Origin of the sequence: Sphingomonas sp. Leaf62 (assembly GCF_001421915.1) — a bacterium.
Taxonomy (GTDB): Bacteria; Pseudomonadota; Alphaproteobacteria; order Sphingomonadales; family Sphingomonadaceae; genus Sphingomonas.
In genome coordinates, this window is the sequence record NZ_LMLN01000030.1 from 37,536 (window position 1) to 52,006 (window position 14,471).

Here is a 14,471-nt window from a genome sequence, read left to right on the forward strand (position 1 = left end):
CCGACCCCGTTCCGTTCGGGGCATATGGTCCCATGACCCTTTCGCCCCAGTTCCTCGACGAGTTGCGCACCCGCACGACGTTGTCGGCGCTGGTCGGCAAGTCGGTGAAACTCCAGCGGTCGGGCAACGAGCACAAGGCGTGCTGCCCGTTCCATACCGAGAAGACGCCGAGCTTCTGGGTCAATGACGACAAGGGCTTCTACCACTGCTTCGGCTGCGGCGCGCATGGCGATGCGATCCGCTGGATGACCGACCAGCGCGGCCTGCCCTTCATCGACGCGGTGAAGGAACTGGCCGCCGCCGCCGGCCTCGAAATGCCGGCGCAGGATGCACGGTCGGCCAGGCAGGCCGAGCGCGCCAAGGGCCTGCACGAATTGATGGCCGATGCGCAAACCTGGTTCGCCGACCGGCTCGGCGAGGAAGGCGGCATCGCCCGCGACGCGCTGGTCAAGCGCGGCATCAAAGCGGAAACGGCACGCGCCTTCGGCATGGGCTTCGCGCCCGATGCCCGTGGGCGGCTCAAGGCGGCACTGGCGTCGTACGGCGATCCGATGCTGGTCGAATCAGGGATGCTGATCTCGGTCGAGGGCAAGGAGCCGTATGACCGGTTCCGCGGGCGGCTGATGATCCCGATCCGCGATGCGCGCGGCCGGACCATCGCGTTCGGCGGGCGCATCCTCGGCGATGGCGAGCCGAAATATCTGAACTCGCCCGAAACGCCGCTCTTCGACAAGGGGCGGACGCTCTACAATATCGACCGGGCACAGACGGCCGCGCGCAAGGCGAAGCGCGTCATCGCGGTCGAGGGCTATATGGACGTCATCGCGCTGGCGCAGGCCGGTTTCGATGAGGTCGTGGCACCGCTCGGCACCGCGCTGACCGAGCATCAGCTCGAACGGCTGTGGCGGATGGCCGACGTGCCGATCCTGTGTTTCGACGGGGATGCGGCGGGGATCAAGGCGGCGCGCCGTGCGGCCGAACGCGCGCTGCCGTTGCTGCAACCGGGCAAGAGCATCGCCATCGTCACCATTCCCGACGGCATGGACCCCGACGATCTGGTCCGCGCGGAAGGACCGCAGGCGTTCGAGGATTTGCTCGCACGCCGCGAATCGCTGTCCGATTTCCTGTGGCGGCTGGAACTCGCGACGCTACCGCCCGGGGCCGGTCCCGATGAGCGGGCCGCGTTCGAGCATGAACTCGCGCGCCTTGCCGGCACGATCACCCATGAAGGCATTCGGCGGGAGTATTTCCGCACCTTCAAGGACCAGTTCTTCGCGCTGTTCGGTGCCAAGGACCGCCGCCTGCGGATCGTCGCCAACGACATGGCGGCGGCGGCGGACGTCAAGGAAGTCGATCTCGTCTTCGCCTTCCAGCGTGCGGTGCTGATGGGGCTGATGCAGCATGTCGACGTGCTGACCCGCCATTGCGAGCTGATCGCGCAGCTGCCGATCAAGAACCAGCAGTTGCAGCGTTGGCGCAACCACTTGATCGACCTTGCCATCTATCGCAGCGACCTGAGCGAAAGCTTGCTGACCGACACGATTGCCGCCGACCGGCAGCTGGTCGACATGGCACGGCGGAACAAGGAAACCGACCTCGCCTTCACCTTCTGGCTGCGCGACGCCGAGCGGGAAACGGCTGAGACCGACCTGTTGCGCGTGATCCAGATTCTGGTCGACGAGCAGGCCTGTCGCCGCGCCGAGAATGCGGCCGCCGAACGGTGCCGTCAGGAAACGACCGAACGGACCTTTGCCGAGTATCAACAGGCCCGGTCCGACCATGCCGCCGTGCAGGCGCGTATCCGCAGCTGGATGGAGGAACTGGACGAGGCGGCTTGATCCCTCGCCGCCGTTTCCCATATCGCCGTCTTAGAATTGCCCGAAATCCACGATCGAACCGCCGGAATGCGCGCTCTTGGCTTGCAAAAGGTACGGTGTCGGACGAAGACAACGGGTAAAATAGCGCTGGGCAGACGCGCTGCGTAAATTTCTGAGGGTTATTGATGGCCAAGGCGAATGGTGGCGGCGACGACACGATCGATACCGGCGACGCGCCGCTGATCGACCTGAACGAAGGGTCGATCAAGAAGCTGGTCGCCCGCGCGAAGAAGCGCGGCTACATCACCGTCGACCAGCTGAACGAAATGCTGCCGCAGGATCAGATGACCTCGGAGCAGATCGAGGACATCATGTCGGCGCTGAACGACATGGGCGTCAACGTCGTCGAGAATGAGGACGCGGGCGAGGACGGCGAAGGCGAGGAACGCGCGAAGCAGGAAGACGACGACGCCGACGACAGCGCCGCCGAACAGGACGAGGCGTCCGCAGCTTTCGAACCGGTCAAGAAAAAGGAAACCGTCGACCGCACCGATGATCCGGTGCGGATGTATCTGCGCGAGATGGGCGCGGTCGAACTGCTGAGCCGCGAAGGCGAAATCGCCATCGCCAAGCGGATCGAGGCCGGTCGCGACACGATGATCTTCGGCCTGTGTGAATCGCCGATCACGTTCAACGCGATCATCGGCTGGTCGACGGCACTCAACGAAGGCACGATGCAGCTGCGCGAGATCCTCGATCTCGACGCCATGCTGTCGAAGGATCCTGCACCGGAATCGCTGTCCGACGACGAGGACGCCGACGACAATGGCGAGATTTCGTCGAAGAATGCCGGTCCCAGCTTCAAGGAAGAGGAAGAGCCCGAGGAACCGTCGGTCGACGAGGACGAGGACGGCGAACGCCGTGCGCCCCGCCCGAGCGACGACGACGAAGAGGACAACACCCTCAGCCTCGCGCAGATGGAGGAACAGCTCAAGCCGCAGGCGCTGGAGAAGTTCGCCAACATCACCGCGATCTTCAAGAAATTCTCGAAGATGCAGTCGCAGCGTCTCGACGCGATGGCGACCGGCGATGGTCTGAGCAATGCCGAGGAGCGCAAGTACCAGAAGCTGCGCGAGGAGCTGACGGCCGAGGTCGAAAGCGTCCAGTTCCATCAGGCGAAGATCGAATATCTGGTCGATCAGCTCTACGCCTATAACCGGCGCCTGACCGCGCTGGGCGGGCAGATGCTGCGTCTGGCCGAGCGTCACAAGGTGCCGCGCAAGGCGTTCCTCGACAGTTATGTCGACCATGAGCTGGACGAGCAGTGGCTGACGTCGGTCGCGACGATCGACAAGAAGTGGAAGGCGTTCGTCGACAACGAGGGCGCTGCGGTCGATCGCATCCGTACCGAGATCGCCGAGATCGCGCAGCAGACCGGCATGGCGCTGGGCGAGTTCCGGCGCATCGTCAACATGGTCCAGAAGGGCGAGCGCGAGGCGCGGATCGCCAAGAAGGAAATGGTCGAGGCCAATCTGCGCCTCGTCATCTCAATCGCCAAGAAATACACCAATCGCGGCCTGCAATTCCTCGACCTGATCCAGGAGGGGAATATCGGGTTGATGAAGGCGGTCGATAAGTTCGAATATCGTCGCGGTTACAAGTTCAGCACCTATGCGACGTGGTGGATCCGGCAGGCGATCACCCGTTCGATCGCCGATCAGGCGCGGACGATCCGCATTCCGGTGCATATGATCGAGACGATCAACAAGCTGGTGCGCACCAGCCGCCAGTTCCTGCACGAACAGGGCCGCGAACCGACGCCGGAGGAAATGGCCGAACGGCTGTCGATGCCGCTCGAAAAGGTTCGCAAGGTGATGAAGATCGCCAAGGAGCCGATCAGCCTCGAAACGCCGATCGGCGACGAGGAAGATTCGCATCTCGGCGACTTCATCGAGGACAAGAATGCGATCATCCCGGTCGATGCCGCGATCCAGGCGAACCTGAAGGAAACGGTCACCCGCGTCCTAGCCAGCCTGACCCCGCGCGAAGAACGCGTGCTGCGCATGCGTTTCGGGATCGGCATGAACACCGACCACACGCTCGAAGAGGTCGGACAGCAGTTCAGCGTGACCCGCGAACGTATTCGCCAGATCGAGGCGAAGGCGCTGCGCAAGCTGAAACATCCGAGCCGCAGCCGGAAAATGCGGTCCTTCCTCGACCAGTAGCTTACTCCGCCCCGACGCTTCACCAGCGCCGGGGCGTTTCGTTTCGGCGGCAGACCGAAGCCCGCATAGCGGCGTTAAGCGCGGTTAAAGTGCTGGAAACCCTGTTCCTACGCGCTTGAGTTATCTCTTGCGGGCATACCATAGGTCGAACGGGAAACACCCGGTCAGACGAAAATGGGGGCCGTCGGTGATAGTTGCGATTGCGAACGACACGAATGACAGCGGGGTAGCCGACAGGCTCGCGCAGATCGTTCATGCCGATGGAAGCGGCACACACGCCACACTGGAACGGCTGGCGCATGCCGGCGTCGCCGTGCGCGACATCGCCGATGCGTTGCATCAACTGTGCACGTTGCATGGACGGCATCCGGGCGTGGTCGATCTGGCGAGCAGCGCCACCAACAACCCGGCGGCGGAAGACTGGCTGGCGCATGCCGGCGCTGCATTCGTCGAGGAACGCGCCTATCTGATCCGGGTCGCCGCCGCTGCGGGACCGCCGCCGGGCACCCCCGGTCAGGCCGCGACGGAGGCGGCGCTGGCGACGCAGCGCAACGCTATCGACCTGCTGTCGCGGTCGGTTCGACCCGGCTGCGCGCTGGGTGCGGCGATCGCAGTGACCCTCGACTGGCCGGTGATCCGCCGCCCGCTCGACGCCGCCGCCGACCGGATGGGGATCGACGTCATCCCCTGCACCCTGCCCTCGCCTGCACAGACCCGGCAATTGATCGAAGCGGTCGCCATGAACGCCGCGGTCGAACGCGCGATGACCTTCGGCATCCAGCAGTTGCTGGCACAGCATCGCGGCCTGTGGGACCTGATCGCCGCGCGCGCGGAAAGCCGCGGCTAGCGTTCGGCAGCGTCTGTCCGTATCGCTTTGCCATGAGTCAGGAACAGGCGATGCGGTTCGAGGGAACCAGAGGCTATGTCGCGACCGACGACCTGAAGGTCGCGGTCAATGCCGCGGTGACGCTGCGCCGGCCGTTGCTGGTGAAGGGCGAACCGGGCACCGGCAAGACGGTATTGGCGCAGGAGATCGCCCGCGCGATCGGCGCCCCGCTGATCGAATGGAACGTCAAATCGACCACCCGCGCGCAGCAGGGCCTGTACGAATATGACGCGGTGGCGCGGCTGCGCGACGGACAATTGGGCGATCCCCGCGTCCACGACATCGCCAACTATATCCGCCACGGGAAATTATGGGAGGCGTTCGTCAGCCCGACCCTGCCGGTGCTGCTGATCGATGAAGTCGACAAGGCCGACATCGAATTCCCCAACGATCTGCTCCACGAACTCGATCGGATGGCGTTCGACGTGTACGAAACCGGCGAGCGGGTAACGGCCCGCGAACGGCCGATCGTCGTCATCACGTCGAACAACGAAAAGGAGCTGCCCGACGCATTCCTGCGCCGCTGCTTCTTCCACTATATCCGCTTTCCCGACCGCGTGACGATGCAGGCGATCATCGACGTGCATTTCCCGGGCATCCAGACGTTGCTGGTCAACCGCGCGCTCGACCTGTTCTTCGCGGTGCGCGAGACGCCGGGATTGAAGAAGAAACCGTCGACCAGCGAACTGCTCGACTGGCTGAAGCTGCTGCTGCACGACGACATGCCGCTGGAGGTGCTGGCATCGCACGATCCGGCCCGGGCTATCCCGCCGCTGCATGGCGCGCTGCTGAAGAACGAACAGGATGTGATGCTGTTCGAACGGCTGGCGTTTCTGCATCGGCGCAAGGGCGGCTGATCGCGTGAGGGGTTGCGTGACCTTGACGATCCGGTAACCATGTTCGCTCATCAATTGGCGACCATCGTTCGGCAGGATCGTCATCATGTTCGGTTCGCTTCTCCGGGGCACGCTGCTCCTCGCCTTTGCCGCCATCGTCAGCGTGCCGGTCGGCGCGCGGTCGCTGCTCGACTATGTCGGGCAATGCGTTCCGTTTGCGCGGGCGGCATCGGGCGTCGAAATCTATGGCGACGCCTGGACGTGGTGGGATCAGGCGGACGGCCGCTATCCGCGCGGGCACCGGCCGAAGGTCGGTGCCGTTCTCGCCTTCGCCAAAACCGATCGGCTGCCGCTCGGCCATGTCCTCGTCATCAGCCACGTCGTCGAACCGCGCGTCGCCATGGTCACCCATGCGAACTGGTCGCGGATCAACGGGGTGCGCGGCGGGGTCGAGCAGGACGTCACCGTGTTCGACGTTTCCGCGAAAGGGGACTGGACGCGGGTGAAGGTCTGGTATCGGGATACGCAGGGACTGGGTGGTTCGGAATATCCGACGCACGGCTTCATCTACGGCCCCCGCCCCGCTGCCGAACTGGGCGGCAACGCACCCGATTATGTCGGGTCGCTGATCGACGCCTACGGCCGTTGAGCACGTCGCGCCCGCGATGACGAGCGGGGAGCAGCGCGGCGTCTGGACGGCGGTCGCGCTCATCACCATTGCCGGCCTGATCCTGCGCATTCTCGCCGCGCGGGGCGGCTTGTGGCTCGACGAGGCATGGTCGGCGGTGACCGCGCAGGACGTGGGGACCCCCGCCGGGGTGTTCGTCGGGATCAACCACGACAACAACCATCATCTCAACAGCCTGTGGCTGCAATGGGTGGGTAGCGGCGCCCCGCCACTGCTGCAACGCGCGCTTTCGATCGTCGCCGGCAGCGCGACCATCCCGCTGGCCGCCGCGATCGCGCTGCGTCGGGGCCGAGCGTCGGCAATTCTTGCCGCGGTTGCCTTTGCCGTTTCGCCGTTTCTGGTGACCTTCGGATCGGAAGCACGCGGCTATGCGCCGATGCTGCTTGCCTGGGTCGCAGCGATCGGCGTCGCCGACCGCTGGCTAGCCGATCCTGCCGCCCGACCACCGACGACCGCCATCGCGCTGGCGGCGATCTTCGGGTGCCTGTCACAGGCGACGATGGTCTTCGCCCTCGCCGCGCTCGGTCCATGGGTTGCGATAGGGCGTTGGCGCGCGGCGGGGTGGCGATGCGCGGTACGCGACACCGCCCGCCTGTTCATCCCGGCCGCGATCGCGGTCATGCTGCTGATCGCCATCGCATGGACGGCTGCCGCGACCAGCAGGACCGGGTTCCAGTTCGGTGCACGCGAACCGCATGACGACTGGAAGATGCTGACCGGCCTCGAACAGCTGTGGACTTGGAGTTGCGGGCTGTGGGTCATCGCCCCGATGGTCGCCATCGCCGGTTGGTTCGTCCGCGACCGGTTCACCGGCCTCGTCCTGCTGACGGCAATCGCACTGCCGTTGACGGTTGCGCTGCTCGCGCTGCCGAACAGCGGCGCGTCGCGTTACTATATCGTCGCCGTTCCACCCTTGCTCCTGTCGGCAGCCAGCACCCTGCCCGTCCTGTGGGCGAGGCGGGGCGTATGGCGTCTGCCCGTGCTGATCGCCGGCGCTCTCTTCGTCTGGACAGCGATAGAACGGGACGGCGCGCTCGTGGCCGATTTGCGGGGAGACCCCGGTCAGGCGGTTTCGAAGCTGATCGAGGTGGCACCGGGCGGGGCACGGGTCTCCGTCGCACTGTCGCGTTCGACCGCGATCCTGATCGCCGCCGCACGGTCGCGCGGCTATCGACTGACCATCGACGACAGCCGCTGCGCCCCGTTTCGCTTTATCGAACGCGACGGCGGCAATCGCTTCCCTGATCCGCTAGTCCATTGCGGCCGGCAATTTGCGGAGATCGCGCGCGGCGACCCGAACGGCGTGTCGGGCAGCCACTGGCGCCTTTACGCCCGATCGCGCTAGAGCATGACCGGACCATGTTGAATCATCGGCACGGCGGTGATTTCGGCGTGCGGCAAGGCGCGAGGAGGGAGCGATGCCAAAGCATCGTAACCGACGAGCAACGCAGCATCACGTCGACAGCAGCCCGCCGCGCAGCGGTCGCCCGCAGGGCGATGACGGTGGTTCAACATGGTCCGGTCATGCTCTAAGACATCGGCCATGTTCCATTCGTTCGTCGATGCGCTGCGCACTGCCGGCATCGCGGTCAGCATCCGCGAGCATCTGGTCCTGCTCGAAGCGATCGAGCGCGGCGTGATCGACCGGACGCTGGACAGCTTCTATCACCTTGCCCGCACGACCTTCATCAAGGACGAGAGCCTGATCGACCGGTTCGACCGGGTGTTCGGACAGGCCTTTGCCGGTATCGACGGCACGGCCGGCGTCGGTCCGGTCCCGCTGCCCGACGAATGGCTGCGGCGCATCGCCGAACGCTATCTGTCACCCGAAGACATGGCGAAGGTCGCGGCGACCGGCGACTGGAACGCACTCATGGATCGGTTGCGGCAACGGCTGGCCGAACAGCACGAACGGCATGAAGGCGGATCGAAATGGATCGGTACCGGCGGCACCAGTCCGTTCGGCCATGGCGGCTATAATCCCGAAGGCGTCCGGATCGGCGGAGAGAGTCGCCATCGCCGCGCGGTCAAGGTTTGGGAACAGCGGGAGTTTCGCAACCTCGACAACGCGCGCGAACTCGGCACCCGCAACCTGAAGGTCGCGCTGCGTCGCCTGCGACGCTTCGCCCGCGAGGGGGCCGCCGACGAACTCGATCTCGATGCGACGATCGCGGGAACGGCGCGACGCGGCTTTCTCGACGTTGCGATGCGGCCGGAACGGCGCAATGCCGTCAAGCTGTTGCTGTTCCTCGATGTTGGTGGATCGATGGACCCGTTCGTCGAACAGGTCGAGGAGCTGTTCTCCGCCGCCACTGCCGAGTTCCGGCATCTCGACTTCTTCTATTTCCACAACTGCATTTACGAAGGCGTCTGGCGCGACAATCGCCGTCGCTGGACTGAACAGATCGCGACCGCCGACCTGCTGCGGACCTATGGCCCGGACTACCGCCTCGTGGTGGTCGGCGACGCGGCGATGAGCCCCTACGAGGTCCTGCAACCCGGCGGATCGGTCGAACACGCCAATGCCGAAGCCGGTGCGGTCTGGCTGCAACGCCTGACCGCCCATTGGCGATCGGCCGCGTGGATCAATCCTACGCCGCTGGATCATTGGCAATGGTCGCACTCGACGCAGTTGATCCGCGACCTGTTCGCCGATCGGATGTACCCGCTGACCCTCGACGGGCTGGACGCCGCCATGCGCGAGTTATCGCGCCGGCGATGAGCGTTAGAGGCTGTTTGAAAACGCGCCAAAGCGCGTTTCCATACAGCCTATAGGCGGGATCGACATTCAGTTCGCCGGGCGGAGGAATAGCGTTCCATTACCTCTCGTCACTCCCGCGCAGGCGGGAGTCCATAGACGCCAGCGTCGCGGATCCAGCCAAACAGTAGGCATCTATGGATTCCCGCCTGCGCGGGAAGGACGAAATTCCGTGGTTCTCGCTGAATGCCAATCGGCCCTAAAGGTCGTCGATCGCCTCGTGCAGTTTCGCCAGCACGGCCGTGTCGCCGGCCGGAGCCGCCGCAGCCGCCGTCGATAGTCCCATCAGGTCGACCGCGCCGAAGCTCGCCGCCAGTCCCTTCAGCCGGAATGCCGCGGGTTGCCACCCTTCGGCATCGGCGGCGTCGAGTGCGCTGAGCGCCTTTTTCGCGCTTTCGGTGAAGGCACGGCGCAGCTCGGCGATCAGTTGGGGTTCGTCGCCCAACGCCGCCGCCAGCGCCGCATCGATTGCTCCGGGATCATAGACCATGGCTGAAGAATACGCCCCAAAAGGTTAAGAAAATGTTACAGCTACGCCGGTTCGACCGCTCTGTCGTTCGGATGACGACCATGGTAGACGGTACGTCATGAATGGGGGTTCGATCACGGAGCTGCAACAGCACCACCAGCATTCCGACGGCGAACAGCTTGCGCAGGACGAGACGCAACACTGGCTGGCGGAGGCGGTCCCCGAACCCGAACCGATCGGGCGCAACTGGATCGGACCGACGCTTGCCGGCATCGCGGTGCTCGGCTGGACCGGCGGGATGCTGGCATGGAGCGCGCCGTCGCTGCCGGCGCTGGGGCCGATCGGGCTGGTATCGTTCATTGCCGCCCTGTGCGTGCCGCCGATGCTGCTCGGCGTCGGCTGGCTGCTGCTTCGTCGGAACAGCCGGGCGGAGGCACGGCGGTTCGCCGCCACTGCGCAGGCGATGCGGGCTGAGGCACAGGCACTGGAGGCGGTCGTTGCCAGGGTTCGACACACGCTGTCGGAATCGCGCAGGGAACTGGCCGAACAGACGCAATCACTGCTGACGCTGGGCGACAGCGCGACCGACCGGCTGCGCGGCGTCAGCGCCGGGATGGGCGAACAGGTCGAGGCGATCGGCACGACTGCCGGCCGGCTCGATCGGGTGGCCGATGCCACGCAACAACGGCTGGCGACCGTGCTGTCCTCCCTGCCCCGCGCCCGTGCCGAAGCAGCGGAAATGGCCGCGCTCGTCGAGGCGACCGGCCTGTCGGCCAGCGAACGGGTCGCCGCCCTTGACGCGCAACTGGTCGTCGTCGCGCAACGCTCGCGCGAGGCCGATCAGCTGGCCGCGGGCGCGGCGCAGCGGTTGGCGGCGCATATGAACCGGATGGAAGCAACCAGCGAGAGTGCCGGCGTCCGCCTCGAATCGGTCATCGCCACCATGTCCGAAGCGATCGACGCGGTGCTCGAACGCGCTGCCGCCGCGATCGACGAATCGCGCAAGGCGATCACCGCGCAGGGCGATGCGACGATCGCGATGATCGAGGCGAATGGATCGGCAATCGAACGCGCCGGACGCGAGGGTGCCGAGCAGCTCGCCGATCGGGTCGCCAGGATCGATGCCGCGATCCACATGCTCGCCGGACGGCTCGACGATCGCCGTCGCGATGGTGAGGCGCTGTTGTCCCTGCTGAACGACGGATTGGCCGGGGTCGATGATCGCTTCGAACGCTTGCGGGTGACGGGGGTCGAACGGACCCAGGCGGTGGCCGGATCGGTCGCTGCCTTGACGCAGGTGGCCGATGCCTTGGCCCACGCATTGGCCAATGGCGACGGTACCGCCCGCCGCGTGATCGCCAGTGCCGAGGAAGTCTTGACCGCGCTCGACGCGGCGGCGCGCGAAATGGACGAAACGCTGCCGGGCGCGCTCGACCGGCTCGACAGCCGCATCGCCGCCAGTCGCGCCGTCGTCGCCCAGTCCAAGCCCGAACTGCTCGCGCTGGTCACCGCTGCCGAGAGCACGCATGACGCGATCGAGGCGATTGCGGGGGTCGTGGCAATGCAGCGCGACACGTTGTCGACGGTGCAGCAATCGCTGCTCGACACGCTCGATCGTGGTGCCGATCGGATCGAGAATGTCCGCACTATCGTCGACGAGACCATCGCGACGACGATCCATTTCGCCGAAGACTCCGCGCCGCGCCTGACCGAAGCGATGCTCCGCATCCGCGATACCGCCGAAGCGGCGAGCGAACAGACCCGCGAGACGCTGGCGAAGGTCCTGCCCGATGCCGCCCGCGATCTCGAGGCACGCGGCGCGCGTGCGCTCGCCAACGCGGTCGACAGCGCGGTGACGGGGAAGGTCGCCGAATTGTCCGCCATCGCCAATCACGCCGTTGCCTCGGCGATCGAGGCATCGGAGCGGCTGTCACGGCAGATGCTCGACATCGCCGACACCAGTAAACAACTTGACGAACGCATGGCCATGGCCCGCGCCGAACACGAAGCAGCCGACAGCGATCAGTTCTCGCGCCGCGTGTCGTTGCTGATCGAGGCGATGAACTCCGCCGCGATCGACATCGCCCGTTCGCTGTCGACCGATGTGTCCGATACGGCATGGGCCGCCTATCTCAAGGGTGATCGCGGCGTCTTTACCCGGCGCGCGGTGCGGCTGGTCGACGGGACGCAGGCCCGCGAGATCGCCGCCTTGTACGATGCCGATCCCGGCTTCCGCGATCAGGTGAACCGCTACATTCACGATTTCGAGGCGATGCTGCGTCAGATCCTTGGCTTGCGGGACGGATCGCCAATGGGCGTGACCTTGCTGTCGTCCGATATGGGCAAGCTGTACGTGGTGCTGGCGCAGGCGATCGAGCGGTTGCGCAACTAGCGGGATTTGCCGGGGAGGTCATGGCGCGCCAAACGCGAACGAACTCGCTTCCGCCGCCCTTTTACGAAGTGTTTCTGGCTGCCGACGATACGTTGGCGGCACGTGACCAGACTGCCTATTACGTCTCGCTGCCGATCGTGTTCGGCGGTGATTTAGATCTGAAGTTCGAAAAGGCGGTCTGCATCCTGATCGGGGAGAATGGTTCGGGAAAGCCGACGCTACTCGAAATGATCGTAACTATGGCGAGTTCTGACGAAGGCGGTGGTGCGCAGGGAATGACAGTGGTGGGACCGTCGCGCGCGGCAGGCAAGGACGCCGGCCGGCTGGGCGATCTGCCGCGCGCGGCATGGCTGCCGCGGCGGGCCGATTTCATGTCCGTGGCAGCGTTCTTCGTGGCTTACGATGCTCGGTAGCGCAGTCCTGACACCTTGCCACGCGCCGAAATTCTCGCCGCACTGATGATCCGGCCTGATCGGAAAACGCCTTAATTATAGAAATTCAGCATGTCGGCGGTCACCCAACCATAAACGTAGTTGAGGTAGAACCCGCCGAACAAGACCCCGGATACCAACGTCGTCCGCCACGCCATCTGCCCGAAGCGGAACCCAGATGGTGCGCTGTCGGCCTGTCCCGGCACCGGGGGTTCGCCCGCTTCATGCGTCGTGCGAACCCCGAACGGCAACACCAGAAACATCGCCAGCACCCAGAACAGCAGGTAGATGGCGAGCGCCGATTGCCAGGTCATGCGCCGCTCGTCAGGCCGGAATGATCAGCACGTCGACGACCGGCTTCTTGCCGGTCCAGCGCGTCGCGACGCGGCGGACCGCAAGGCGGATCGCCTCGGGCAGCTTGGACCGCTCACGCCCCTTGGCCGCGACCGTCTCGGCCGCCGCATCGACCGCTTCCTCAAGAAAGGGTTCGCGGTCTTCCTCGACCGGCACGCCCTGCACCCGGATCTGCGGCTGACCGATCAACTGCCCGCGCCGGTCGATCGCGACCGCTACCGACATATGGCCAAACGCCGCCAGCTTGCGCCGTTCGTTGATCGTTGTTCCATCCGCCGGCAGAATGACGTCGCCGTCCAGCGCAAGTCGCCCAACGGCCGCCTGCCCGACCTTGGTCGGATTGCCCGGTGCCAGACGCACGATATCGCCGTTGGTCTGGACCAGCGTCTGACCGATGCCCTGCGACAGGGCGAACCGGGCATGTTCCATCAGATGGCGCATCTCGCCATGGACCGGCACCAGGACCTTTGGACGCAGCCAGCCATAGAGCTTGGCCAACTCCGGCCGACCGGGATGGCCCGAGACATGGACATGCGCCTGCCGGTCGGTAACCATTTCGATCCCGGCCGCGGCAAGCTGGTTCTGGATGCGACCGATCGCGACTTCGTTACCGGGGATCTGCTTCGACGAGAAGATGACCCGGTCGCCGGACTGGAGGCTGAGCTGATGCTCCCGATTGGCGATGCGGGCCAACGCTGCGCGCTGTTCTCCCTGCCCGCCGGTCGCGATGATCAGAACCTGATCGCGGGGCAGGCGCATCGCGGTGTCGAAATCGACGGTCTGCGGGAAACTCTTCAGATAGCCCGTGGCCTTCGCGACCTTCAGAATGCGGTCGAGCGAACGACCCGCCACGCAAACCTTGCGGTTGGTGTCGCGTGCGACCTCGCCCAGCGTATGCAGTCGCGCGGCGTTAGACGCGAAGCTGGTGACCATCACCCGCCGCCCCTCGGCAGAGGCAATCTGTTCGAACAGCCCCTTGCGAACATCGGCTTCCGATCCCGATGCCTCGGTGTTGAAGACGTTCGTCGAATCGCACACCAACGCGAGAATGCCCTCGTCGCCGATCGCGGTGAGTTCGGCCGGGCTGGCCGGCGTCGCGACCATTGGTTGATCGTCGAGCTTCCAGTCGCCCGAATGGAATACCTTTCCATGCGGCGTGGAAATGACCAGCGACGTTGATTCGGGAATCGAATGCGCCATCGGCACGAAGCGGACGCCGAACGGACCGACATTCACGTCGCCACCCAGCTGTACGATCTTCAGCTTCACCCGATCGGCAATGCCTTCTTCATCGAGCTTGCCGCGGATCAGCCCGGCAGTGAACGGCGTTGCATAAATCGGCACGCCCAGATCGGCAGCCAGATATGGCAGCGCGCCGATATGGTCCTCATGCCCATGGGTGATGACGATGCCGAGCAGCTGGTCGCCGCGTTCCTCAATGAATTGCAGGTCGGGTAGCATCACGTCGATCCCGGGATAGCCCGGATCGGCGAATGTCACGCCGCAATCGACCATGAGCCATTTACCGGCGGTCCCGTACAGGTTGACGTTCATGCCGATTTCGCCCGACCCGCCAAGCGCGACGAACAACAATTCTTTCTTTGGTGTCACTCAA

The 14,471-nt window shown here is 65.2% G+C and carries 12 protein-coding genes; 9 read left to right on the plus strand and 3 right to left on the minus strand.

Going from position 1 to position 14,471, the window contains the following annotated elements; translation table 11 throughout:
* Positions 1-32: 32 nt before the first annotated feature.
* From dnaG to ASE91_RS15490, 7 genes are all read left to right on the plus strand, one after another.
* Positions 33-1,838, plus strand: coding sequence for a DNA primase (gene dnaG / locus ASE91_RS15460; protein WP_056627724.1), 1,806 nt, complete (start codon positions 33-35; stop codon positions 1,836-1,838).
* Between the two features lie 164 nt (positions 1,839-2,002).
* The gene (gene rpoD, locus ASE91_RS15465) at positions 2,003-4,042 is read left to right on the plus strand and encodes an RNA polymerase sigma factor RpoD (RefSeq protein ID WP_056004133.1); all 2,040 of its coding nucleotides are present in this window, start codon (positions 2,003-2,005) and stop codon (positions 4,040-4,042) included.
* A gap of 187 nt (positions 4,043-4,229) precedes the next feature.
* Positions 4,230-4,889 (plus strand): DUF6975 family protein, encoded by a 660-nt coding sequence (locus ASE91_RS15470; protein WP_235530519.1) that lies wholly within the window; start codon positions 4,230-4,232, stop codon positions 4,887-4,889.
* A gap of 50 nt (positions 4,890-4,939) precedes the next feature.
* Complete coding sequence (locus tag ASE91_RS15475) at positions 4,940-5,785, plus strand: AAA family ATPase (protein ID WP_056628737.1); 846 nt, start codon at positions 4,940-4,942, stop codon at positions 5,783-5,785.
* Between the two features lie 85 nt (positions 5,786-5,870).
* Positions 5,871-6,413: a CHAP domain-containing protein gene (locus ASE91_RS15480; RefSeq protein WP_056627726.1), complete on the plus strand. Its 543-nt coding sequence runs from the start codon at positions 5,871-5,873 to the stop codon at positions 6,411-6,413.
* Between the two features lie 16 nt (positions 6,414-6,429).
* Positions 6,430-7,797 (plus strand): hypothetical protein, encoded by a 1,368-nt coding sequence (locus ASE91_RS15485; RefSeq protein ID WP_056627731.1) that lies wholly within the window; start codon positions 6,430-6,432, stop codon positions 7,795-7,797.
* Positions 7,798-7,995: 198 nt separating this feature from the next.
* On the plus strand, positions 7,996-9,174 hold the full coding sequence (locus ASE91_RS15490; protein ID WP_056627734.1) for a vWA domain-containing protein: 1,179 nt from the start codon (positions 7,996-7,998) through the stop codon (positions 9,172-9,174).
* A gap of 235 nt (positions 9,175-9,409) precedes the next feature.
* Here the strand turns inward: ASE91_RS15490 and ASE91_RS15495 are convergent, their stop codons facing one another.
* Positions 9,410-9,700, minus strand: coding sequence for a hypothetical protein (locus ASE91_RS15495; RefSeq protein ID WP_055999334.1), 291 nt, complete (start codon positions 9,698-9,700; stop codon positions 9,410-9,412).
* A 97-nt stretch (positions 9,701-9,797) separates the two neighbouring features.
* Here ASE91_RS15495 and ASE91_RS15500 point away from each other — a divergent pair, with 97 nt between their 5' ends.
* Both ASE91_RS15500 and ASE91_RS15505 read left to right on the plus strand, forming a co-directional pair.
* On the plus strand, positions 9,798-12,071 hold the full coding sequence (locus tag ASE91_RS15500) for a hypothetical protein (RefSeq protein WP_056627737.1): 2,274 nt from the start codon (positions 9,798-9,800) through the stop codon (positions 12,069-12,071).
* Positions 12,072-12,091: 20 nt separating this feature from the next.
* Entirely contained in the window at positions 12,092-12,484 is a 393-nt protein-coding gene (locus ASE91_RS15505) for a hypothetical protein (RefSeq protein ID WP_056627740.1), read from the plus strand.
* A 71-nt stretch (positions 12,485-12,555) separates the two neighbouring features.
* Here the strand turns inward: ASE91_RS15505 and ASE91_RS15510 are convergent, their stop codons facing one another.
* Positions 12,556-12,816 (minus strand): DUF1467 family protein, encoded by a 261-nt coding sequence (locus ASE91_RS15510; protein WP_055999346.1) that lies wholly within the window; start codon positions 12,814-12,816, stop codon positions 12,556-12,558.
* A 10-nt stretch (positions 12,817-12,826) separates the two neighbouring features.
* Positions 12,827-14,467 (minus strand): ribonuclease J, encoded by a 1,641-nt coding sequence (locus ASE91_RS15515; protein WP_056500939.1) that lies wholly within the window; start codon positions 14,465-14,467, stop codon positions 12,827-12,829.
* Positions 14,468-14,471 lie beyond the last annotated feature (4 nt).